We start from the raw sequence: 21,694 nt of genomic DNA on the forward strand, positions 1-21,694 counted from the left end.
AGAGCTGCTATGAAAAAACTCCATATTACCGACGTTAAAACCATTCTCACCGCGCCCGGCGGCATTGACCTGGTGGTGGTCAAAATCGAAACCAACGAGCCAGGTCTTTACGGACTGGGTTGCGCGACCTTTACTCAGCGCATTTATGCCGTGGCGGCGGCGATTGAAAACTATATGAAACCGTTTTTGCTCGGCAAAGATCCCACGCGTAATGAAGACATCTGGCAGTCGGCCAGCGTCAGCGGCTACTGGCGCAACGGGCCGGTAATGAATAACGCCCTGTCCGGCATTGATATGGCGCTGTGGGATCTGAAAGGCAAAATGGCGGACATGCCGCTTTATGAACTGCTGGGCGGACAGTGCCGCGACGGCATTCCGCTCTACCGTCACTGCGACGGCGCGGACGAATGTGAAGTTGAAGACAACATTCGCGCACGAATGGAGGAAGGTTATCAGTATGTTCGCTGTCAGATCGGCATGTATGGCGGCGCAGGCACCGACGATCTGCGGCTGATTGCCGGTAAACTGGCGAAGGCGCGTAATATTCAGCCTAAGGTCTCGCCGAGAACGCAAACCCCCGGCATCTATTTCGATCCTGATGCGTATGCTCGCGCGGTGCCTCGTCTGTTTGAGCACCTGCGCAACAAGCTGGGTTTTGGCGTGGAGTTTATTCATGACGTACATGAGCGTATTACGCCTATCGCCGCCGTACAGATGGCGAAATCACTGGAGCCGTATCAACTGTTTTTCCTTGAAGATCCGGTTGCGCCAGAGAATATTGACTGGCTGACCACCCTGCGTTCGCAGAGCAGCACGCCCGTGGCGATGGGCGAACTTTTCACTCAAATCAACGAGTGGAAACCGCTGATCCAGAATCACCTTATCGACTACATTCGGTGTCATATCAGTACCATTGGCGGCATTACCCCGGCGAAAAAGCTGGCGACTTTCGCTGAGTTGTACGGTGTCAGAACGGCGTGGCACGGGCCTGGAGATATTTCGCCGGTGGGCGTGGCCGCCAACCTGCATATCGACATGAGTATTACCAACCTGGGTATTCAGGAGTATACGCCGGTCAACGAGGCGCTTCAGGAGGTCTTCCCTGGCTGCCCGGAAATTGCTCGCGGTTACGCCTATCTCAGCAACCGTCCGGGGTTGGGCGTGGATATTAACGAGAAAGAGGCGGCGAAATATCCCGTATCTGGCGGACTGCCGGAATGGACTAATGCCCGCCTGCCCGACGGCACCGCCGCGCGTCCTTAAAGGAGAAATGCCGGGCGCCGATCTGTCCCCGTCGCCCGGCGTTGAAAATGGACATTACGCGCTTTTCTGCTGGAGCTGATAGCCGCCGCCCGCCAGCGGCTTCAGCGCGGGCAGGCAGTTCAGCAGCCGCTGCGTGTAAGGATGCTGTGGCGCATCCAGCACCTCGTCGCTCCAGCCGCTCTCCACCAGCTCGCCCTTCTCCATCACCATAATGCGATCGGCAATTTGCTCCACTGCGCCCAGATCGTGGGTGATAAACAGGCAGGCGAAGCCGTAGCTCTCCTGAAGGCGTTTCAGCAACAGCAGGATCTGCTTCTGCACCGTCATATCCAGCGCCGACGTGGGTTCGTCGGCAATGATAAAGGCCGGACGGCGAATGATGGCGCGCGCTATCGCCACGCGCTGCCGCTGGCCGCCGGAGAGCTGATGCGGATAGCGCGTCAGGAAAATGTCCTCCAGCCCGACCTCGGCCAGCACCTCACGCACCCGCTGCTGTCGCGCCGACGCGTTCAGCGTCTTCACCAGCAGCATTGGCTCTTCCAGAATTTTGCCAATACGCATACGCGGGTTGAGCGATGAAAACGGGTCCTGCTGAATAATCTGGCACTCCCGGCGCCACGCTTTGCGTTCCGTCTTGCTGGCCGTAGTCAGCAGCCTGCCCTTAAACGCCAGGGTACCCGCGCTGGCGGTCAGCATGCCGGCGATCAGCTTGCCGATGGTGGTTTTCCCGGAGCCGCTGGCGCCGACCAGCGCCACCGTTTCACCCGCGCGCACGTTAAAGCTGACGCCTTTCACCGCCTGCGTCAGGGTAACGGGTTTGAACCACGCCTTGCGGCCGCGATAGGTGATATCGATATTGCTCAGCGCAATCACGCTTTCGGCGGCCAGCAGCTTTTTGCGATCCGGCGGCGCTTTTCGCACCGGTAGCGCATCCAGCAACCGGCAGGTGTAGGGATGTTGCGGGCGGGCGAGCAGCGCCTGGCTGCTGTTCTGCTCCACCAGCTCGCCCTGCTCCATCACCATAATGCGCGATGCGTAGTTCGCCACCATCGACAGATCGTGGCTGATCAGGATCACCGCGCTACCCTTCTCCGCCGTCAGCGACAGCATCAGATCCATCACCTCGTGCTGCACCAGCACGTCCAGCGCAGTGGTCGGCTCATCGGCAATGATCAGTTTAGGTTCAGGCAGCATGACCGAGGCGATCATTACCCGCTGGCGCATGCCGCCGGAAAACTCATGCGGATAGCGATTGAGTAAGGTTGCCGCCTGCGCCAGACCAACGCGCTCCAGCATGGCGACAATTTTCACCCGCCGCGCCGCCGCGTCAAGCGAGGTATGCAGCGCCAGCCCTTCATCAAGCTGGCGTCCGATGGTCATCGCCGGGTTGAGCGAGGTCATCGGTTCCTGAAACACCATGCCGATGCCTGCTCCCCGCACCTGGCGCAGCTGCTCCGGCGTCAGATTAAGCAGGCTCTGACCATCAAAAATCATCCCGGCTGCGTCGAAATCAATGCCGCCGGGCAACAGGTGCATTAACGATCGCATCGCCAGTGTTTTCCCGCTGCCGGATTCGCCCACCACCGCCAGCACTTCCCGCTCCGCAACGTTAAAAGAGATGCCTCTTACCACCTCGCGCTCGTTAATGGTCACGCGCAGGTTGCTGACCTGAACTAACGGACTGGAAAGCGTTTTCATTATTGCATCCTCGGATCGAGATAATCACGCAGGGCGTCGCCCAGCAGATTGACGCCCAGCAGCGCCAGCGAGATCGATGCGCCGGGCAGCAGCGCCAGCCACGGCGCCTGCGCAAGGTAGGTGCGGCTGGCCGACAGCATGTTGCCCCAGGTCGGCTCCGGCGGCGGCACGCCCAGCCCCAGAAAAGAGAGCGCGCTTTCGGAGATCAGCACCCAGCCCAGCATTGACGTCGCCAGCACGGTGAGCGGCGCGATACAGTTAGGCAGAACGTGCCGACGCAAAATCGCCAGCTCGCTGTGCCCCATCACTCTGGAGGCGGCGACAAAATCCGCCTCGCGCAGGCCCATGACCGTTCCGCGCACGATGCGCACCACCGAAGGCGTATAGGCCAGCCCCAGCGCGATAATGATGCCGTAGCGGTTGTTGCCCAAAATACTCAGCAGGCCCAGCGCCAGCAAAATTCCCGGAAAGGCCAGTAAGGTGTCGGTAATCATCATGATCAGCCGATCGACCACGCCGCGCAGATAGCCGCTGATCAGGCCGAAAATCACGCCGACCAGCAGCGCGAACGACACCGTAATCAGTGAGATCGACAGGCTGGCGCTGGCGCCGAGCAACAACCGGCTGAGCACGTCGCGCCCGTACTCATCGGTGCCGAACCAGTGCACAGACGTTGGCGCCTGCAACCGCGCCAGAATGTTTATTCTGCCCGGATCGAACGGCGTCCAGAAAAAACCGACCAGTCCCGCCGTGGCGATCAACCCAATCAGTATCGTACCCAGCAGCGCGTTGGGCGACACAGCCATTCTTCGTTTCATCAGGCGGATACCCTCGGATTGAACAGTGGATAGAGCGCGTCGATCACCAGGTTGGTCAGCACGTAGAGCGTGGCGATAAACAGCATGCAGCCCTGAATCACCGGATAGTCGCGGGCGTAGATGGCATCAACCAGCAACCGGCCAAGGCCCGGCAGGCTGAATACCGTTTCCGTCACCGCCACGCCGCTCAGCAGATTGCCCAGCGTCAGGCCAATCAGTGTCCAGGTAGGGCCAAAGGCGTTGGGGAAGACGTGCCGTGACAACACGGTTCGCTCACGCAGCCCTTTTGCACGCGCGTGCGAAACATAGTCAAGACGCAGCACTTCCAGCGTGCTGGCGCGCATCATGCGTACCAGCGCGCCCACCTCAACCAGCACCAGCGTCATAATCGGCATTAACAAATAGAGAATGCCCTGATGCAGGTTATCGCTGACCGCCACATACCCCACCACCGGCAGCCAGCCAAGCCACAGGCCGAGCGTCAGCAGGATCAGCAGCCCCATCCAGAAGCTCGGAACAGAGAGTAGAAAGGTGGAGAACATCACCAGCCCGACATCCCACGACGAATTCTGTTTCCAGGCCGCCAGCATGCCCGCAGGCACCGCGAGCAGCGAGGCGATCACCACCGCCACCAGCACCACGCTGAGCGTGACGCCAAAGCGCTGAAGGATCAGCGGCAGTACCGGCTGGCCGGTCTGTATGGAGTGACCAAAATCGCCGTGGATCATCTGGCTGAACCAGATAATGAACTGCTGCGGCAGCGACTGATCCAGCCCCATGCTGTGACGCAAATCGGCCAGGCTTGATTCCGTCGCCATATCGCCCAGCATCAGCAAAGCCGGATCGCCCGGCACCAGCCGCGTTAACAGAAACACCAGCACGGTCACCAGCAGCAGCGTCGGAATGGCAGCCATGATGCGGGTAATGAGAAACTGCAACATGCGCGCTCCTTATGATCAGGATTTGGTAACGTTCCACAGTCTGGCCGATGCGGCCAGCCACGCTTTGTAGCCGCCGATGGCTTTGCGGTGCGCGACGATATCCAGCCCCGGATAGAAGAAAATCAGCGGCACCTGCTCAATCATTTGCTTATGCAGCGTGTCTACCGTGCTCTGGATCTGTTTCTGATCGTCCATGTACGCCAGGCTGTCGGTCAGCCTGATCGCCTCGGGATCGTCCCACACTTTGCGCGACTGCTTCGCTTTGTCGCCGACGATCTGCTCAAAGGCCAGCGCCGGATGGAAGCGCGCCGAATAGGTGAAGGTCATCATCTGGTAGCGCCCGGCCTGGTAACGCTCAAGCTGCGTCGCCCATTCCATAGTGGTGACTTTCGCGTTAATGCCCGCCGCCTGAAGCATCGCCTGGGCAATGATTGCCATATCAAAGCTCGGCACGGTAGAGCGCTTGTTGGCGATGATTTCGATGGTTTCGCCTTTGTAGCCCGCCTCTTTCAGCAGTTTTGCGGTCTGCGCCGGATCGTATTTGTAACCCTGTTTTTCCGTCGCGCCGTAAAAGGCTGACGCGGTGGAGATATTGGCGTTGCCAGGCGTCGCCATGCCCTGACTGGTGCCGAGCGCGATTTGCTGCGTATCAAGCGCCGAGGCGATAGCCTGCCGCAGCTTGACGTTTTTCAGCAGCGGATCGTTGGTCTGGATAAGCAGGCCGTGACGCTGCGCATTGGCCGCGACTTCGATGGCGAGGTTGGCATCTTTTTTCAGATCGCTGGCGTCAATCGGGCTGACCTGGGCAACGTCAATGGCGCCGGAGCTGAGCCCGGCTTTGACCGTGGCCGCGTCCGGCACGGCCATGAAGCGCACTTCATTCACCAACGCTTGCTTACCGCCGACAAAACCATCCGGCTTGCCCGGCAGCGACGCATAGTCATTGAAACGCAGCAGCGAGACATATTCGCCATGTTTCCATTCGCCAAAACGGAACGGCCCGGTGCCAATCGGTTGTTGCCATTTGCCATCGGCGTCCACCGATTTCGGACTGACCACCGCCGTCGCGCCGCAGTCGGTGCGCGCCAGCGAATCCAGAAACAGCGCCACCGGTTTTTCCAGCGTCATCACCACCGTTTTAGCATCGGGCGCACTGACCGAGGTCACATGGATCAGGCCGCTGCCGTCGAACTCACGCAGGCAGCGCCACTGCGTTTTCGGATCGTTCCAGTGTTTCCAGCTCCAGACCACGTCACTGGCGGTCATCGCGTCGCCGTTATGAAACTTCACGCCGTCGCGCAGCGTAAAGGTATAGGTTTTGCCGTCGTCGGAGCGTTTCCAGCCTGACGCAAGCATCGGCCCGACGGTGCCGTCCTCACGGTAGCCCACCAGCCCCTCCACCACGTGCATCAGCACGTCGTCGGTGTTGCCGTCGCGATTAACGCCCGGCTGACTGCTGCGGATGTCCTGGTTAAGGGCAAAACGGATCACGCTTTGATCGGCCGCCTGCGCGGACACCGCCAGTAAAAAAGGGAAAGCGATGGCGGCGCTTAATGGTAATTTTTTCATACTGTCCTCGCGGGTTTAGTCGAGCGCATAGCGCGTGAAGGTTTTATTGATGGCGGGCAATGGCGCAACATCCATCACGCCGTCTGCCGGGGTCATGACGATCATCGCCACCGTCGCCGAAAGATCGCTGCTAAAGCCAGGCCTTGGCGGACGGCAAACGGAGTATGGCGAACCAAAATCATCAAAAAAGGCCGCTTTCATTGCGTCTTCGTCAAGCTGTGCGCTTTCCGCAAGGCGTTTGCTGACGCGCCAGCTGCGATAGAGTGAATCCGGCGAGGCCTCAACGCCCTCTTCACGCACCTTGCAGCGCGCCGCGAGGCTTTCCCAGTGGTTGGCATGTACCAGCAGGCCGTCCTGCGGATAGAGCGTAAAACTTTCATCCGGCGCACATTCGAAATCGATAGCGAAGCCTGCTTTGGTGCTGAGGATCATATTGTTGGAGCAGGATTTTGGCGTGGTGGCGACCACGCGCATCGCCAGCGCCATATGCTGCTGCTCAAGCGCCTTGCGGCGGATCAGTGAGAGCGGCACGCCGCGCTGCATATAGTCACGCTCGCAGCGCAGATAGTTGGCCGTGATGGCGATTCCGGCGCTGTTCAAACCGCTGCGCCCCAGTCCGCCGGCTTCAACAAAGGTCAGGACGTCCGGGCCGTCCTCGCGACGGATTTTTACCACGACCGAGCTTTCGGCGCATTCGGCGCGCCAGTCCCAGTTCTGGCCGTGAATAAGCTTACCGTGCGCGCTGCGCTCCGGCAGGATCACCGCGCCGCTACAGCCATCTTTAATAGTGCTGTCGTGGGGATCGGCTATCTCTTTCAGCCGCCGCGCCTGAGCAATCACCTCGGTTCGCGCGTTAATCATAATGATCGCTTCCAGCGAAACGCCTGCGCCTTCAGCAATACCGCGCATCTCTTCCAGATAGTCGGCATCGAAGTGGTGAATGATGCTGGTGAAGCTTTCGATCAGATCGCTGCGCTGCGTCTGACTGATGTGCAAACTGTCGAGCTGGTCGCCATAGATCGCCACGCTGGCATGGATACGCGCGCGAGCCTGCTCACCGTACTGGCGGCCGCGCGCCAGAGGCGCACCGCTAATCTCAATCAGGGGAAAGGGTTGCGTCATGATAAAGGCTCCTCAGCGCGTTTTTTGTAGGGTATCCAGGAAGAAATCTTTCACGCAGTCGAGCACTTTCATGCCGTCATGTCCGACGTTTGGCACAATATTTTGCGTGGCGTCGATGCCCTTATCGCGCAGGCTGTTGAGCAGCGCGGTATTGCGCTCAACGCGCGTTTCACCGGCATCATTACAGCCCGGCTGGTAATATTTCCCGCCCGGTTTATGGGTTATTTCCCAGGTTTCAAGATCCACTTTCCCCACCACCAGCTGCACCGCTACCTGGCGCATCGCCTCATAGTTGAGCGGCTTGTTGAAGCGCGCTTCAAAATCGCGTACGCCGGGCCACCACGCTTTGTCTTCGTCGAGTAAGGTGACCGAACCCGGTGCGCCAATGGAGACGCCAAGCAGTTTTTCAGGGTGAATGTAGAAAAAGCGATGGGCGAAATGCCCTCCTCCGGAGTAGCCAAACAGCAGGAATTTGCCGAAGTCATGCGCCAGCAGTTCGCTGACCTCATCGATAATGCTGAGCAGGACGTCGTCATATCGAATTTCCTGCTCAATGATGTATTTAAAACCGTGCGAATTACCGTCGCCCAGCGGCCCGACGGGAAAGAGCGGCGCCAGCACCACGCAGCGGTTATAGCGGGCAAATTCGGCAAACGCGTCGCGATACTGCGTCATTGAGCGTCCTGTACCATGCATTGCCACAATCAGCCGATAATCGCTGCGGTCGTTGTCAAAGGCGGGCGGCACGTACAGACAGTACTGAAAGCGTGGATCCTGTCGGCTTGAGAAGATGGTGGTGCTGCCGCGAAAGTAGAGTGCGTGACTGCGCTGCGTTGCGCTTTCGTTTCCTTTATTCACCTCAACGTTCTGCATTTTCGATTTCCTGCTAAGTGACGGTTCAAATCGATATAAACACAAAACCAAAATTGGCGCCAATTTAAAAAACAATTTATTAACAAAAGATCTGGTTCATGTCACAGTTTCACCCTGACAGTGAAACGCCGGGTGGCGAAAAAGACGTTAATTGGTTGTTTTAAAATGAAATTATAGCGAATTGAGCGTTTTTAAGGCAGACAAAAAACTGATACTAACAGGGTGAAAACTGGCGAAAACGGTGAAATCCCAGCATTATTGTCCGGCACCGTGGGAAAAAGGATGATGTACATGAAGCTTCGCAAGAGTAGTCGGGTGGATGTCGCTAACAGCCTGGCGATGGATATCAACAGGGGTGAATTTCTGCCCGGCGCCTGGCTTAAGCAGGTGGAACTGGCCGAGCGTTATCAGTGCAGCCGAAGCGAGGTTCGCCGCACGCTCGATCAGCTGGTGATTGAGCGCCTGGTTCAGCATGTGCCGAATCGCGGTTATCACGTCTATTCACCGAATATTGAGCAGCGGCGCAATATTTCATCGATCCGTGCGATTCTGGAGTGCGCGTCGGCGGTGGATATCGTGGCAAACAGCAGCCCGGACTCTCTGGCGACGCTGCGACGCTGCGCCGCGCAGTTTGAGCACTGCACCCATCACGGCACGCTTCTGGAACAGTATGAAGCCAATCTGGCATTTCATCGGGCGCTGCTGGCCCCCTGCTCCAATCAGGATATGGTCGAACTGATTTTTGATTTACGCAGCCGGGTGCCCTCGGCTGCGCTGGGACAGTGGAATTCACATGCGCGCGTGGTGAAGTCCTCCGCCGAGCATTTTGCGATGGTTGACGCGATTGAGCGCGGCAACGCAGAGGATCTGGCTCAGCTGATCGGGCAGCATATTCATCAGGAGGATAATCCTCAGCGCCATGGCTAACCGCGATCGCGCGTGAGGCCAACGGCGCACGCTGCATCATCCTCCTCTGACTCCGGCAGACGATCGCACAGGAATGCGTTCTGCCCGCGCCGTTTTTCCACCTCATTTTCTGGCTGCGGCACAACGTTGGGCGCTCCCTGCCAGAAGAGCGCCGACCTGAATGACGTAACCGGGTCGTTCACCCATCCCGTGCCGCTGAAGGCCACCATGACGCTGAGGCCGGCCAGAAAACCGCAGCTATAGCGCAGCAAATTTCTTAAGGATGGGAAATGGGCAGACGTTACCGCATCTTCATTCGTGCCGTTTTTTATTGCGTCAGCCAGTGCCGCATTCTGCTCCAGTGAATGGATTAGCCGGTTGACCTGAACTTTCAGGCGGCTGAGTTGGCTGAGATGTTTCAGCGCCTGCACACCCAACGTCTCTTCGGTGACGACCAGTATTTTTTCCAGGCGATAAATTTCTATAAGATCGCTGGCGACCGGCTGAACATCTGTTAAATAGTGCTGAAGCTGACCATACAGCCAGCTCAGTGCGATCAACCGTTCAGGCAATGATGCGGGCCATAACGTGGACCAGTTATGCTGCATCAGCGTAATCATTTTTTCTAACCCGTCACATAATCCGTTAAGCCCTTTAATATGTGCTTCGCATAATGTGAACCAGCAAAGCGTTTGGAGATCCATGCCGTTTAATCGAAACAAACTGCACGACAGGCGCTCAACTTTATACCAGTCGATATTGCAGCGTAATTTGCCGGGCCCCATTATTTCATTTTGCAGCATTTTAAATTCGCGCGTGGTCTGCGGCGCCTGCCCGGGATAAGAATGATTGAGAAAGGTGGCATTCATGGCATAAATTCCTTTTTCATTTCGGCTATGGGAATCTTCGCGGCTACATAAAATTGATATTCAGATCAATTTTTATAAAGCAGCACAATGAAGTTATTTAACCAAAATCATGTCGCAATCATTTTTACCAGCAACTGTGTGGTTATTAACCAGGAATAATCTCACTCTGAAGGATTAATTTCCGCGTTTCCGATAAATTAAAATATTGACTGAAATTTTCAGGAATTTATTTATTCTGATAAACATGATTAATAAAATAATAACTCCCAATAACGTCGCATAATCACTCCTTTTTACACAATTACCATCAGAATAAATAAAAAATGATCAAGATCTTTATCATGGTTGATTTTATCGCAGCGTTGATTTCAGCCCAATAAATCCCAACTCTTTCTTAAAACATCTGAATAATGTTCTGATGTTTTCTCTCCGCTCTCTCTTTGGTCAGCAACGGACATTAAAAGCAACCCGCGGTCACATTTCCCGTTTCGATTACGGGATAAATTGTAAAGTTCGTCTAAAGTTTTTAAGGGTCAACAACTTACCGATTTGGACATGGAGAACGACGAATGCAAAGAGCCGAGAAATCTCAATGGACAGCGCTGCTGGTACTTCCGCTACTGATATCCTCAGCCATTGCCGCAGAAGCGCCGGTAGCCACGGCGAACGATCAGCAGCACATGCTGAGTTCGTCCCCTCAGCCACCTGATGTCCGTCTGGGGCCGCTGTTTGTCGCCGTACAGTCAGCAAAACTTTTTCCCGACCAGAAGACGTTTGCCGATGCGGTGCCGAAAAACAGCCCTTCCAGCATTCTCGCCGACTGGCAGATGCAAAGAACGCAGCGCAACTTCGATTTGCGACGTTTTGTTGAAGCAAACTTTATCCTGCCTGCCGCTGGCGAGAAATATGTACCGCCTGCCGGACAGAGCCTGCGCGAACACATCAACGGCCTCTGGCCTGTTCTGACCCGTTCGGCAAAACAGGCAAACCAGTGGGATTCGCTGCTGCCGCTACCGCAGCCTTACGTCGTGCCGGGCGGGCGTTTCCGCGAGGTGTATTACTGGGACAGTTATTTCACCATGCTGGGGCTGGCCGAGAGCGGCCATTGGGATCGCGTGCAGGGAATGGTGGATAACTTTGCTACTGAACTGGATAAATACGGTCATATTCCTAACGGTAACCGCAGCTACTATCTCAGCCGCTCTCAACCGCCCTTCTTCAGCCTGATGGTTGATTTGCTGGCGCAGCATGCGGGTGATGAAACCTATCGGAAATATCAGCCTCAATTACAAAAAGAGTACGACTACTGGATGGCTGATGCCGATAGCGTTCGGGCCGGAGAGGCAGGCAAGCGCGTGGTGAAGCTGAAGGACGGCACCCTGCTTAACCGCTATTGGGACGCGCGCGATGTGCCGCGAACCGAATCCTGGATGGATGACATCGCCACTGCACAGAACACCAGCGACGCCAACAAAGGTGCACTTTACCGTAACCTGCGCGCGGGGGCCGCCTCTGGTTGGGACTTCAGTTCACGCTGGTTTATTACGCCGGATAATCTCTCAACCATTCAGACCACGCGCATCGCACCGGTTGATCTGAATGCGCTGATGTATCATCTGGAAAAAACGCTGGCTCACGCAAACCAGCTGTCGCAGCGTAAAGACGTCAGTGAGCGTTTTGATGCGCTGGCGAAGAAGCGAAAAGCGGCGATCAACCGTTATCTGTGGAATGAAAAACAGGGCTGGTATGCTGATTATGACTGGCAGCAGGCACGCGTTCGCCCGCAGTTAACCGCTGCCGCCGTTTTCCCGCTCTATCTGCATGCAGCAACCGATAAGCAGGCAAAGAAAACCGCCGTGGCGGTTAAGGCGCAGTTGCTGAAAGAAGGCGGTCTGGTCACCACCACGGTAAATAATGGTCAGCAGTGGGATGCGCCAAACGGCTGGGCACCGCTACAGTGGGCTGCGGTGGAAGGGCTGAATAATTATGGCGAACAGGCGCTGGCGAAGGATATTGGCATGCGCTTCCTGAAAAACGTGCAGACCACCTACGACAAAGAGCACAAGCTGGTGGAAAAATACGTTGTCGAAGGCAAAGGATTAGGCGGAGGCGGCGGCGGTGAGTATCCATTACAGGACGGGTTTGGGTGGACTAACGGCGTAACGCTTAAGCTGATGGATCTTTATTGTCCCAGGAATGTCACCTGCAATAACGTCAGCGATATTCGGCAGTAACGTTATTACGCAACAGGCATAAAAAAAGGAGGCCATCAGGCCTCCCTTATCTTTATGACGTCCGTCAGCTTCTGACTTTACGATAAATAAACAGCACAACGATCGCGCCAATCACCGCCACCACAAAGCTGCCGAAATTGAAGCCGTCCACCTTACCGAAACCGAAGAAGGTGCTGATCCATCCGCCCACTACGGCCCCGATAATACCGAGGATGATAGTGATGATAAAACCGCCGCCATCTTTACCCGGCATAATCCATTTAGCAAGGATCCCTGCGATCAGGCCAAAAATGATCCATGACAAAATACCCATTTTTTCTCTTCCTTATCTCAAAATGTTCGGGGTGATTATAGTGCACATTTCAGCTTTGTAAGTATTTTCTTGCGATTTTTACTTATTTATAACAGTAAGACTGAAGCGTTACGCATTAACGCCGATACTTCAACGGAGTCCTTGCCTGACCTTCATCTGGAGAAAAAGCTGTGAAAGAGGATGATAAAGAACAGTTCCTGAAACGTGGTCCGCTTGCGGTATTAAACGTTCTGAGAGAGCTTGTCGATAACAAAACCCCGGTGATGGTGTCGCACGTCAGGGGACAATTTATTACTCGCCTGCTCTTTGCGGACAAGGAAAGACTTCTGGTCGACTATGGCAGTAACGACTATGAAAATCAGCTGGCGATGAACGTGGATAATCTGCATCTGAGTGCGGAAACGAACGGCGCGAAGGTGGAGTTCGCGCTGCCGCTACTCGAAGCCGATGACTACGAAGGCTTGCCCGCCCTTGGCGCGGCCCTGCCGGAAGTGCTCTGGCAGATCCAGCGCCGCGAATTTTTTCGCGTTAACGCTCCGCTGGACCCTGTTTTCTATTGCCACATCACATGGCCTGGCGGTAGCGGCGAGAGCCGGATGCGGATCCAGGATTTGTCATTAGGCGGTATCGGGGTACTGGCGGAGTCAGCCCTGCCTGAAACTCTGCACAACGGCGAGCGGTTTAAAAAAATTCGTATAGAACTCAATGAATATGGCAATTTTGAGGTTGATGCAGAGTTGATCGCCATCGGCAAACGCACCGTGGTCAGCAATAAAAATGAAACTGTCGCCACGCCGCGTCTCAGCCTGCGTTTTAATACGCTAACCGCCGGACAGGAGCGCCAGCTCCAGCAGGTCATCTTTTCGCTCGAACGTCTGGCGCGCGACAAAGTCAGACGCTTCCAGTAAATCGACGATAACCTGTCGCCGTTCACCGCTGGCAGGTTACTTCGCCCTATCGTCTGTTTTATCCGCCGCCACGCGTCGTTTTTGCAAAGCGTTCTGTTATGCACCAGGCTTACCCTTCCTGTCGTCTTAACAGAACAGATTGAATCACCGATGAAAAACTGGCTTAACGAACAAAATCTCTCATTTCTGCTGAACAGGACGCTGTGGATCGATACCGCCATTGTGATTGGCGGCACGCTTATTATCTACTGGCTTCTGCGCTCGCTGATCCGTTTTATTTCTAATCGCTCAATCAAATCCGGTCATCATCGCAGCCAGCTTTTTTATAACAGCGCGATTGAGATCTTGCGCAGCACCAGCCAGCTGCTCTTGCTGGTTTTCTCTTTCCTGATCGCCATTAAATTTATCACCCTGCCCCGCGACTGGAGCACCGCCGCATCGCACGGCTGGTTTATCACCCTGCTGCTTCAGATAGCGCTGTGGGTGGATTGCAGTATTCGTCTCTGGCTCAGCAATATGCGGCGCGATCCGACCCACCTGCGCAATCCTGTTACCACCGTCATTCTCGGTATCATGGTGCGTGTGGTGGTCTGGGCCATGCTGCTGCTGGCCATTCTGTCGAATATGGGCATTAACATTACCGCGCTGGTGGCAAGCCTGGGCGTCGGCGGTATCGCGATTGCGCTGGCCATTCAGACCGTGCTCAGTGACGTGTTCGCCTCACTGGCAATCGGCTTCGACAAGCCCTTTGAACATGGCGATTTTATCGTTTTCGGCGACATTGCTGGCTCAATCGAGCATATTGGCCTGAAAACCACCCGTCTTCGCAGCCTCAGCGGTGAACAGATTGTCTGCTCGAATACCATTTTGTTGCAGCAGACCATTCATAACTATAAGCGCATGCAGGAACGGCGCATCGTATTCAAATTCGGCATCAGTTATGAAACGCCAGCTAAGAAAGTGCGTCAGGTCAGCCAGGCGCTGCGTGAAATCATTGAAGGCATTGAGAAAACCCGCTTTGATCGCGGCCACTTTTTCGCTTTCGAGCAAAATCAGCTTACTTTTGAAGTTGTTTATTACGTGACGGTTGCCGACTATAACCAGTACATGGACGTGCAGCAGGAGATCAATCTGCAACTAATGGAGCGGCTGAGCGCGCTGGGCGTCCGCTACGCCTTCCCAACCCGCCGCGTCGAGTTTACCGGCGGCACGCTGCCACAGGTGAACGTTGCCGGGTTAGCGTCAAATGAAGTTGAAGACGAAGAGGATGAAAAAGAGTCATCGAGCCCTTCGCGCGGCGCATTTTAAGGTAAGTCGTTACCGGCAAAAGCCGGTAACGGTATTCAGATAGTACGGTAGGCCGTGGTCACTTTCCATAGATAGCGCGGTGCCTGCGCGGCGGGATGCTTGTTTTGCACATGTCGATAAAATTCATCCGGCGACATGGCGTTTATCATCGCTATTGCGCGGTCGCGATCCCGCGAAAAGCTACGCAGCAACGCGCCCGCGCCGTTGGCGTAAGAGACGATGGTGGCATAGCGCAGCGTTTCCGGATCGCGGATGCCTGCCAGCGACTGATCCTGCAAAATCTTCAGATAGGCCGTGCCGATGTCGATATTCCTGGCCGGATCGCGGAGTTCAGAAGTACTCGGCTGACCGCCGCGTCCCTGAATCCGATAGACTTCACGCCCGGCCGTTGAGGCTTTAATCTGCATCAATCCAACAGCATTCGACTTGCTGACTACCGTTGGATTGCCGCCCGATTCTACTGAAATAATCGCGTCGACCAGCTTTCTGTCAATGCCGTAGCTGTTGGCGGCGCTTTCAGTAAAGATTGACCAGGCCTGAGCCACTTTTTGCGGCGGTGCTGTCGTCAGCGGCGTTTGCTGCTGCCGGGTGATAGTCTGTTTATGAGGTTCACTGGCACATCCCGCCAGAAGGAGAACGCCTAATATGGCCACTTTTTTCACGCTATATTTATCCTCTGCGCCCTGGTCTGGCACCTATCATACCTGGCACCGGACGGGAGAAAATTACCGTTTCTCTGAATTCTGAAAAGTGAATGATGACTTCCGGCGGGCTTTTCGTCATCATCAGGGCAGGAAAACTGCCTGCTGCGTAGCATAATTCATCAGAATGCGTATAAAAAGCAATCAATTTGTACGTAAACTGCGCATGGCCCGATGAGAAATGTATGTTCAATAAGGCCGCATCCAGAGGTAATAAGTGAATATCCTGTCGGTTACTCCCCGCACTGTGCATCTGATTGCGCCATCCGGCTACTGCCATAATCAGGAGGCTGCCTGGCTGGGGGTTGAGCGTCTGCGCGCGCAGGGGCACCAGGTTAACAATACTGACGTTATCGCCCGCCGCGATCGGCGTTTTGCCGGTGCGGATGAGGTGCGTGTGCAGGATCTGAATGCCCTGGCAGAGTGCCTCACGCTGCCGGATATCGTGCTGGCCGTACGCGGCGGCTACGGCGCAACGCGGCTGCTGCCGCGTATTGACTACGCCGGACTGGCGGCACGCCTGCGCGACCAGCCGCTGGTGCTCTGCGGCCATAGCGACTTTACTGCTATACAGCTGGCGCTGCTGTGTCACGGCGTGAAAAGCGTTAGCGGCCCCATGCTGGCAGGCAATTTCGGCGCGGAAACCCTTGCTGATTTTACCGTGGAGCATTTCTGGCGTGCGCTCACCTCGCCTGAGCTGACGCTGGAGTGGCAGACAGACGCGCAATCGGTTGATCTCACCGGCACGGTCTGGGGCGGTAACCTGGCAATGATCGTCTCGTTGGTTGGCGCGCCGTGGATGCCTGACATTCCTGATGGCATACTGGTTATTGAAGACGTCAATGAACATCCCTATAAAGTTGAAAGAATGATGCTTCAACTGGCGCAAAGCGGCGTTCTGGCGCGGCAAAAAGCGATCGTTGCCGGTAGCTTTACCGGCGCACACCTGACTGATTACGATTGCGGTTATGATATTGAAAGCGTGTGGACGCTGATACGTAAGATAACCGGCCTGCCGGTGGTCACCGGTCTTGAATTCGGCCACGGGTGGCGCACCGTTACCCTGCCGCTGGGCGCACAAGGACGGCTGCTCGTTGAAAACGGCGCGGCCTCACTGATATTAAATGATTTCCCTACGCTACGCTGACATCCGGGAGCGCTCATGAAACAGTTGTATGAGGATCTCTGGGTTTCCACCCCGGAAGCGCTGTCCGAATCCGGGCACGAGGAGATCATGCATGGTTTTTTATTAAAGCATCCTCGCGGTAACATTCTGATTTCACGAATCGAAAATCAGGAGGATCACCAGGCCATTGCTGAACAGGGCGGCATCATTCGTCACTACCTTACGCACTGGCACGAAGCCGGGCCTGGTACTCGCACGTTGCAACAGCGTTTCAGCTCGGCCCTCTATTGCCATATTCGCACACTGGGGCCAATCAGTAACTTTGTTGAAGCAGACGATACCTTTAGTCGGGCCGAAGTTCACTGCGGCAGTTTTCACGTGGTACCCACACCAGGCCATACGCCAGGCAGCACCAGCTATCTGTATGCTTCGCCTTTCGGTAAAACCTACCTCTTTGTTGGCGATACGATTACGCGTTCCAGCGATCGCTGGGTGACGGTGCTTGAAACCGACAGCAATGAAGCGGACCTGGCAAATTCACTGGAGTTTTATCGGGCGCTGAGGCCGGATGTGATTTTAATGGGGACAACACAAGACCATCGCGGTTGGGAAGAGGTAACGATTCGTGACTGGCTGGCGCTACTGGATGAAGCAGAGACCACGCCGCGCGATCGCCGACAGCGCGTGCTGAACTGAGCAGGCGCTGCGTCAGCAAAGATTTTTACGGGAACGACGTGCGGGAAGCATAGCTGGAACCGCGCCATACGGCGGCGCGGTGAGATGCCATGATTCAATCGTTGATTGAGTTCATGTCCTTGATGTTATTTTGATTTACAGCCTGTTCTTTACCGTTTTCGTCGGTATAGAGCACCATGCCGGTGGCATCATCAATTTTTGGCTTACCCTGAACCACCACGGTACTGCCATCCTTCATATGCATAATATGGTCGTTTGAACAGCCCGCCAGCACCGATCCTGCTGCAAGAACGCTGAGTAAAAGAAGTGTCTTTTTCATTTTAATGATCCCTTTTGCTATTTCAGGTTTCAGTGTAGCTGTTCCTGTTGATGAATCAGCCTGTTGGATAACAATTAAGCATTTTCTGATGCAACAAATTCCGGTTGATGATCGCCTGAAAATACTGTATTTTTGTCCAGCATTTATAACCAGGAACACTCCATGTTTATTGAACTGATTTACGATAAGCGCAACGTTGCCGGCTTGCCAAACGCGCAGGAAATTATTCTCAACGAGCTTGAAAAGCGTATTCAGCGCGTTTTTCCTGATGCAGAAGTGAAAGTGAAACCGATGCAGGCAAACAGCGTGAAAACGGATGCCAGCAAAAATGATAAGGCCGTGATGGCGCGTATTATTGAAGAGATGTTCGACGAAGCCGATCAGTGGATGGTTTCCGGCGAATATTAATGCTGGCTGCGGTCTGCTTTTTTGGAATTTATTAGCCAGCAGTAATAAAGTTTTACCCTGTCGCGCCGAAATAAACACTATACGATTTCAGCAGGCGGACAAGCACAATGGCCCTTGTTTATATACCGTCGTTGATCGGTTTACTGATCAACGCCGAACAGCGGAAAGGTAGCGTATTGACGCGACAGGAAGTGGAAGCGATCCGCGATGGCAGCGTTTGCATTTCTGTACCGGACTTTATCGCCAGAAGCATGGAACCCGCCTGTGGATACAACGATATCGATCCGCAAAAATGCTGGGAAGAGTGGTCGCGCTACCGTAGCCGCCCGCAGTCACCTTCCGGGTTAAGCTATGGTTAATTTTTTGAACGATCGTTAATTTCGCTATACAGCAGTTCATAGACCTGGGTTGCATACCCGGCACTGTCGCGCAGCATTTGAATCGCATCTTCGAGCGTTTGCGGTTCTATCTGACCGACGATTCGCCATCCCAGAGCGATATTTTTTGCTTCTTCAAGCCGATCGGGTTGTGATTGAACAGACGCAGCCTCGGACACATGATTCTCCTGATTTGTATTTTGGTCCTATTTTACGTTTCTGAAACGCGTCATCTCAACCCTTCTCTTATAACTATAAGTGAATACAAAGCTCAATCAGGCACTTTTGGGTAGAAAAAAGACGCCAGACAGACTACCTCTGTACATTGTCGCTGCATTATCAGACAACCCGCACTCTGGCGTACACGCGGGTTTTCCTCCCGCGCAACGTAAAATTACGCTTCTCAGACGTTAGCTTCGTTTACTTTTAAAAATAAACAATTATTTACACATTCATGTTCAATTGCGGCGCTATCATAGCAGTGTGTTATGAGCAGATCCGTTCTAATATAGAAACATCTAAGACGATAATTGCTTTCTTTTAAGAACTTTTAAAGTCTGAACAGCAGGTTAGTCACAGCAATCACTTATCAGGCTTAAGAACGGCAAAAATCAGTGCCACATTCCCTTTTGCACGATACACCGTTCCACAAAATATCAGATTAAACGTGACGGATGACCAGGTGGCATGAGTGTAGGTATCAAAAAAAAAGCGAAAGGGCACGGTGGCATAAGCAAGAATAATCAGGTATGCCAGCCAGGATGCCCATTTTTGATCTCTGGCGCCAGGCTTATGAAACAGCATCAAGCGCAGGACGATTGCTGTACAGATGGCCACGTTTGCCCACACCATCAATAAATCATTTGTTACCATGGAATCCCCCTTTCCAGCGTGTTAACCATGCGGCTGGGTCCTGCTGACTAATAAAGGTTAAGGTTTTAATCGCCAATGCCGAAAGCAAAATAGCGCCAAGACCATCCAATGGTGTATCGCTGTAGCCCACTAATTGAGCAAGCTTGGTGCCAGCCAGCCCGGCGCCAAATACGCCAACCATCATTGAAACAAGGAAATAGGCTGCACGTACAAAAAGACGTAATTCCTGCGCGCCGGCCACATAGAAAACAGCACCAGCAAATGCCCCAAAAATTACGCTGTAATTGATACCATCCATATGACCAGTCACGCTTGCTCCTGCCGACGCCACAGCGCCCATGGTGACTGCTAACAGATGTCCAGACATATTGCCCCCTATGACTACAGCGCCTTCAAAAAAGCAGAGATAAAAAAATCCCGGTCAGGGCCAGGATTTTTAAAGGTATCGGTCATTGCTGATGCAGCGAATGTTATCACTCTATCTTGAGAATCGCGTACGCGTGAGCATTTTTCTCAAAATTTTATGATTTTTTTTCTACCTTTAAATCAATAGGATAAAAATTCCTGTTGTATATAACCTCAGTGGAACAGACGTTTTATTGATCTTTCAAACAAACTGCTAAAGCAAACGGCGCCTTCGCCATACCCCTGATCATTAACCAGGTGAAAGGACATGATTGCGTGATGAATGTCTGGACCGGTAACGTCGATGTTTTATTAAAGTTCCTATCCACCTGACCGATGTATGTAGCACGACACCAGAATAGTCATCGAACATCATGCAATTAATTAAACCTGTTGAGTTAGCGTTGCTCTCTGTCACCCTTATCTACTGTTTTGCTATGTCTTCGTGGTTTTGGTAAGACAAACGTTATGGCAGCAACCTGCCCTGTCTGATACTTTTATTAAATCGCTACCCTGAGAGAAAGCACCATGGCCAGCTATGAAGAGTTGTGGCACGTTATTGATATGCGAGTGCGGGAAAACAATGACATCAGTCACGCAGAGATTAGCGATTCAGGGAATGTCAGAGGCCAGGCGGCAATACAACGTATTGCGCAAATTTTCATCCTGGAAATACTGCTGGAAAGACATCGCGAAAAATATGCCAGCGTTTTCTTTCCCTTAACGGGAGAAGAGGCACTGCATCATCTGGTGTTCAAAAGAACCGGATGGCGACCTTTTGAAGCGAAATCGCTCTCCCTGAGTGATGCAATGTTTGTCATTGCAGAACTTTTCAGAGAGGAGAATCTTCCTTCTGACGCGGTTATTTTCATCCGTGAACAGGGCATTAAAAACGTTTCCTATCCGGTACATGACTTCTCGGAAAAAGACTGGGATCCGCGCGAAAACGCCGTCTTCCTGAAGCAGAAATAAGCAGGCTGCGGGCGCGCTGTGCGCCCGTATTATCCGGTTGGGTTTAAAAAAATTCGCGCAGTTCCCTGGCGAGCGCGGCGGGTTGTTCTTCGGGAATAAAATGCCCGCAGTGCGGAATAATGACGCCCGACACGTTTTCGGCGAAAGCGCGCAACGGGGCGGCCATATCGTTAATGGAGCCATAGTCTGCGCTGACCGCCAGCACCGGCACCTTTAGTTTACCTTCAACCTGAAGCGCCCTGTTCTGTTCCGCAGAAAGTTCGGCAGCACGATAGTAAGCCAGGCCCGCACGCAGCCCGCCGCTGCGGTTCATTACCCGCAAATACTCCTCAATATCACTCTCCTGGAAGGTTTCGGGATTGGCCGTTTTCCTTTTTAAAAACCACGCAAGATAGGTTCGCTCGCGACCGGTGATCAACGCTTCGGGCAAATCCGGGATGGCGTGAAAGGCAAAATGCCAGGTTCGCCACGCTTTATCCGCTGAAACGGGCAGCGCGTCGGGTAAAGTGATGCCTGGGATCCCGGCGTCCAGTAGCGCCAGACGTTTCACCTCGTTGCTGTAAAGCGCTGTATAAGGCCAGGCCACCCAGGCGCCCACATCGTGCGCGACCAGAAAGTATTGACGAATATCGAGCTGCGCCAGCAGCCCGTGCACCGTCTCTGCCAGCGTACGCGTATCGTAGCCGGTTTCGGGCCGATCGGAGTCGCCCTGACCAGGAAGATCGGGGGCGATAACACGATAGCGATCGCCGAGTAAGTGCATCACTTTTCGCCAGGCATACCAGCTCTGCGGAAATCCCGCCAGCAGCACCACTGTTTCACCCGAATGGTTTCCACCGATCACGTAGTGCATGCGCACACCGTCGACCAGCGCGTAGCGATGCTCAAACCCGTTAAGTTCGCTATCACGTCGGGTTGCAGGTTGCGCCCCGGTAAGGCGGGGCGTCGCGTCTTTGTCATTTTGCATGGTTATTCCTCAACTGAGTTTACAGGCG

24 protein-coding genes are annotated in these 21,694 nt (G+C 54.2%); 10 read left to right on the plus strand and 14 right to left on the minus strand.

From position 1 onward, the window contains the following. The first annotated feature begins 9 nt into the window (after window positions 1-9). Window positions 10-1,263, plus strand: coding sequence for an enolase C-terminal domain-like protein (locus GS12_RS03725; RefSeq protein WP_034944067.1), 1,254 nt, complete (start codon window positions 10-12; stop codon window positions 1,261-1,263). A 54-nt stretch (window positions 1,264-1,317) separates the two neighbouring features. Here the strand turns inward: GS12_RS03725 and GS12_RS03730 are convergent, their stop codons facing one another. Genes GS12_RS03730 through GS12_RS03755 form a run of 6 tightly spaced genes read right to left on the minus strand, consistent with a single transcriptional unit; the run spans window position 1,318 to window position 8,284 of the window. Next, window positions 1,318-2,961, minus strand: a complete 1,644-nt coding sequence (locus tag GS12_RS03730; RefSeq protein ID WP_034944070.1) for a dipeptide ABC transporter ATP-binding protein — start codon at window positions 2,959-2,961, stop codon at window positions 1,318-1,320. After that, complete coding sequence (locus GS12_RS03735) at window positions 2,961-3,779, minus strand: ABC transporter permease (protein WP_034944073.1); 819 nt, start codon at window positions 3,777-3,779, stop codon at window positions 2,961-2,963. Before GS12_RS03735 ends, GS12_RS03730 begins: the two co-directional genes overlap by 1 nt. After that, window positions 3,779-4,720 (minus strand): ABC transporter permease, encoded by a 942-nt coding sequence (locus GS12_RS03740; RefSeq protein WP_034944076.1) that lies wholly within the window; start codon window positions 4,718-4,720, stop codon window positions 3,779-3,781. Before GS12_RS03740 ends, GS12_RS03735 begins: the two co-directional genes overlap by 1 nt. Window positions 4,721-4,735: 15 nt before the next feature. Continuing rightward, window positions 4,736-6,289 carry an ABC transporter substrate-binding protein gene (locus GS12_RS03745; protein ID WP_034914196.1) on the minus strand — a complete coding sequence of 518 codons (1,554 nt, stop codon included), beginning with the start codon at window positions 6,287-6,289 and terminating at the stop codon, window positions 4,736-4,738. Window positions 6,290-6,304: 15 nt separating this feature from the next. After that, on the minus strand, window positions 6,305-7,411 hold the full coding sequence (locus tag GS12_RS03750; RefSeq protein WP_034944078.1) for a C45 family autoproteolytic acyltransferase/hydolase: 1,107 nt from the start codon (window positions 7,409-7,411) through the stop codon (window positions 6,305-6,307). A gap of 12 nt (window positions 7,412-7,423) precedes the next feature. Then, on the minus strand, window positions 7,424-8,284 hold the full coding sequence (locus GS12_RS03755; protein WP_052118349.1) for an alpha/beta fold hydrolase: 861 nt from the start codon (window positions 8,282-8,284) through the stop codon (window positions 7,424-7,426). A gap of 291 nt (window positions 8,285-8,575) precedes the next feature. On the opposite strand from GS12_RS03755, the gene GS12_RS03760 reads away from it, so the two are divergent. Further along, window positions 8,576-9,211, plus strand: a complete 636-nt coding sequence (locus GS12_RS03760; protein ID WP_051937084.1) for a GntR family transcriptional regulator — start codon at window positions 8,576-8,578, stop codon at window positions 9,209-9,211. Here the strand turns inward: GS12_RS03760 and GS12_RS22905 are convergent. Then, a complete protein-coding gene (locus GS12_RS22905) occupies window positions 9,208-10,059 on the minus strand; it encodes a type VI secretion system ImpA family N-terminal domain-containing protein (protein ID WP_052118350.1) in 852 nt (283 codons plus the stop codon). The genes GS12_RS03760 and GS12_RS22905 overlap by 4 nt on opposite strands. 569 nt (window positions 10,060-10,628) lie before the next feature. Between GS12_RS22905 and treA the strand changes: the two genes are divergently transcribed. Next, the gene (treA, locus tag GS12_RS03770; protein WP_034944081.1) at window positions 10,629-12,293 is read left to right on the plus strand and encodes an alpha,alpha-trehalase TreA; all 1,665 of its coding nucleotides are present in this window, start codon (window positions 10,629-10,631) and stop codon (window positions 12,291-12,293) included. A gap of 64 nt (window positions 12,294-12,357) precedes the next feature. On the opposite strand, the gene GS12_RS03775 is transcribed toward treA, so the two are convergent. Continuing rightward, window positions 12,358-12,606, minus strand: coding sequence for a GlsB/YeaQ/YmgE family stress response membrane protein (locus GS12_RS03775; protein WP_034914188.1), 249 nt, complete (start codon window positions 12,604-12,606; stop codon window positions 12,358-12,360). 170 nt (window positions 12,607-12,776) lie between these two features. Here GS12_RS03775 and GS12_RS03780 point away from each other — a divergent pair, with 170 nt between their 5' ends. Beyond that, entirely contained in the window at window positions 12,777-13,514 is a 738-nt protein-coding gene (locus GS12_RS03780) for a flagellar brake protein (protein ID WP_034944083.1), read from the plus strand. A 150-nt stretch (window positions 13,515-13,664) separates the two neighbouring features. Further along, window positions 13,665-14,822, plus strand: coding sequence for a mechanosensitive ion channel family protein (locus GS12_RS03785; protein ID WP_052118351.1), 1,158 nt, complete (start codon window positions 13,665-13,667; stop codon window positions 14,820-14,822). A 35-nt stretch (window positions 14,823-14,857) separates the two neighbouring features. On the opposite strand, the gene emtA is transcribed toward GS12_RS03785, so the two are convergent. After that, window positions 14,858-15,484, minus strand: coding sequence for a membrane-bound lytic murein transglycosylase EmtA (gene emtA / locus GS12_RS03790; protein ID WP_082212630.1), 627 nt, complete (start codon window positions 15,482-15,484; stop codon window positions 14,858-14,860). A 265-nt stretch (window positions 15,485-15,749) separates the two neighbouring features. On the opposite strand from emtA, the gene ldcA reads away from it, so the two are divergent. Beyond that, window positions 15,750-16,670, plus strand: a complete 921-nt coding sequence (ldcA, locus tag GS12_RS03795) for a muramoyltetrapeptide carboxypeptidase (protein WP_034944177.1) — start codon at window positions 15,750-15,752, stop codon at window positions 16,668-16,670. Window positions 16,671-16,685: 15 nt separating this feature from the next. Beyond that, window positions 16,686-17,345 (plus strand): MBL fold metallo-hydrolase, encoded by a 660-nt coding sequence (locus GS12_RS03800; protein WP_034944085.1) that lies wholly within the window; start codon window positions 16,686-16,688, stop codon window positions 17,343-17,345. 94 nt (window positions 17,346-17,439) lie between these two features. Here the strand turns inward: GS12_RS03800 and GS12_RS03805 are convergent, their stop codons facing one another. After that, complete coding sequence (locus GS12_RS03805; RefSeq protein ID WP_034914182.1) at window positions 17,440-17,664, minus strand: YgdI/YgdR family lipoprotein; 225 nt, start codon at window positions 17,662-17,664, stop codon at window positions 17,440-17,442. A 162-nt stretch (window positions 17,665-17,826) separates the two neighbouring features. Here GS12_RS03805 and GS12_RS03810 point away from each other — a divergent pair, with 162 nt between their 5' ends. Next, window positions 17,827-18,072, plus strand: coding sequence for a DinI-like family protein (locus GS12_RS03810; protein WP_034914180.1), 246 nt, complete (start codon window positions 17,827-17,829; stop codon window positions 18,070-18,072). 107 nt (window positions 18,073-18,179) lie between these two features. Beyond that, window positions 18,180-18,431, plus strand: coding sequence for a hypothetical protein (locus GS12_RS03815; protein WP_034944088.1), 252 nt, complete (start codon window positions 18,180-18,182; stop codon window positions 18,429-18,431). Here GS12_RS03815 and GS12_RS03820 read toward each other — a convergent pair. From GS12_RS03820 to GS12_RS03830, 3 genes are all read right to left on the minus strand, one after another. Next, window positions 18,428-18,628: a hypothetical protein gene (locus GS12_RS03820; protein WP_034914175.1), complete on the minus strand. Its 201-nt coding sequence runs from the start codon at window positions 18,626-18,628 to the stop codon at window positions 18,428-18,430. The two genes, GS12_RS03815 and GS12_RS03820, sit on opposite strands and share 4 nt — an antisense overlap. A 403-nt stretch (window positions 18,629-19,031) precedes the next feature. After that, window positions 19,032-19,322, minus strand: coding sequence for a phage holin family protein (locus GS12_RS03825; protein WP_034944091.1), 291 nt, complete (start codon window positions 19,320-19,322; stop codon window positions 19,032-19,034). Then, a complete protein-coding gene (locus GS12_RS03830) occupies window positions 19,309-19,689 on the minus strand; it encodes a putative holin (protein WP_034914171.1) in 381 nt (126 codons plus the stop codon). Before GS12_RS03830 ends, GS12_RS03825 begins: the two co-directional genes overlap by 14 nt. 566 nt (window positions 19,690-20,255) lie before the next feature. On the opposite strand from GS12_RS03830, the gene GS12_RS03835 reads away from it, so the two are divergent. Beyond that, window positions 20,256-20,699, plus strand: coding sequence for an ECs1072 family phage-associated protein (locus GS12_RS03835; RefSeq protein ID WP_034914170.1), 444 nt, complete (start codon window positions 20,256-20,258; stop codon window positions 20,697-20,699). A 43-nt stretch (window positions 20,700-20,742) separates the two neighbouring features. On the opposite strand, the gene GS12_RS03840 is transcribed toward GS12_RS03835, so the two are convergent. After that, window positions 20,743-21,666, minus strand: a complete 924-nt coding sequence (locus tag GS12_RS03840; protein ID WP_034944094.1) for an alpha/beta fold hydrolase — start codon at window positions 21,664-21,666, stop codon at window positions 20,743-20,745. Between the last annotated feature and the right edge of the window lie 28 nt (window positions 21,667-21,694).

This window comes from Erwinia oleae (assembly GCF_000770305.1).
Taxonomy (GTDB): Bacteria; Pseudomonadota; Gammaproteobacteria; order Enterobacterales; family Enterobacteriaceae; genus Erwinia; species Erwinia oleae.

Coding starts and splice junctions, on each gene's coding strand:
- GS12_RS03725 (WP_034944067.1), top strand. CDS start 10: ATGAAAAAACTCCATATTACCGACGTTAAAACCATTCTCACCGCGCCC.
- GS12_RS03730 (WP_034944070.1), bottom strand. CDS start 2,961: ATGAAAACGCTTTCCAGTCCGTTAGTTCAGGTCAGCAACCTGCGCGTG.
- GS12_RS03735 (WP_034944073.1), bottom strand. CDS start 3,779: ATGAAACGAAGAATGGCTGTGTCGCCCAACGCGCTGCTGGGTACGATA.
- GS12_RS03740 (WP_034944076.1), bottom strand. CDS start 4,720: ATGTTGCAGTTTCTCATTACCCGCATCATGGCTGCCATTCCGACGCTG.
- GS12_RS03745 (WP_034914196.1), bottom strand. CDS start 6,289: ATGAAAAAATTACCATTAAGCGCCGCCATCGCTTTCCCTTTTTTACTG.
- GS12_RS03750 (WP_034944078.1), bottom strand. CDS start 7,411: ATGACGCAACCCTTTCCCCTGATTGAGATTAGCGGTGCGCCTCTGGCG.
- GS12_RS03755 (WP_052118349.1), bottom strand. CDS start 8,284: ATGCAGAACGTTGAGGTGAATAAAGGAAACGAAAGCGCAACGCAGCGC.
- GS12_RS03760 (WP_051937084.1), top strand. CDS start 8,576: ATGAAGCTTCGCAAGAGTAGTCGGGTGGATGTCGCTAACAGCCTGGCG.
- GS12_RS22905 (WP_052118350.1), bottom strand. CDS start 10,059: ATGAATGCCACCTTTCTCAATCATTCTTATCCCGGGCAGGCGCCGCAG.
- treA (WP_034944081.1), top strand. CDS start 10,629: ATGCAAAGAGCCGAGAAATCTCAATGGACAGCGCTGCTGGTACTTCCG.
- GS12_RS03775 (WP_034914188.1), bottom strand. CDS start 12,606: ATGGGTATTTTGTCATGGATCATTTTTGGCCTGATCGCAGGGATCCTT.
- GS12_RS03785 (WP_052118351.1), top strand. CDS start 13,665: ATGAAAAACTGGCTTAACGAACAAAATCTCTCATTTCTGCTGAACAGG.
- GS12_RS03800 (WP_034944085.1), top strand. CDS start 16,686: ATGAAACAGTTGTATGAGGATCTCTGGGTTTCCACCCCGGAAGCGCTG.
- GS12_RS03805 (WP_034914182.1), bottom strand. CDS start 17,664: ATGAAAAAGACACTTCTTTTACTCAGCGTTCTTGCAGCAGGATCGGTG.
- GS12_RS03810 (WP_034914180.1), top strand. CDS start 17,827: ATGTTTATTGAACTGATTTACGATAAGCGCAACGTTGCCGGCTTGCCA.
- GS12_RS03815 (WP_034944088.1), top strand. CDS start 18,180: ATGGCCCTTGTTTATATACCGTCGTTGATCGGTTTACTGATCAACGCC.
- GS12_RS03825 (WP_034944091.1), bottom strand. CDS start 19,322: ATGGTAACAAATGATTTATTGATGGTGTGGGCAAACGTGGCCATCTGT.
- GS12_RS03830 (WP_034914171.1), bottom strand. CDS start 19,689: ATGTCTGGACATCTGTTAGCAGTCACCATGGGCGCTGTGGCGTCGGCA.
- GS12_RS03835 (WP_034914170.1), top strand. CDS start 20,256: ATGGCCAGCTATGAAGAGTTGTGGCACGTTATTGATATGCGAGTGCGG.
- GS12_RS03840 (WP_034944094.1), bottom strand. CDS start 21,666: ATGCAAAATGACAAAGACGCGACGCCCCGCCTTACCGGGGCGCAACCT.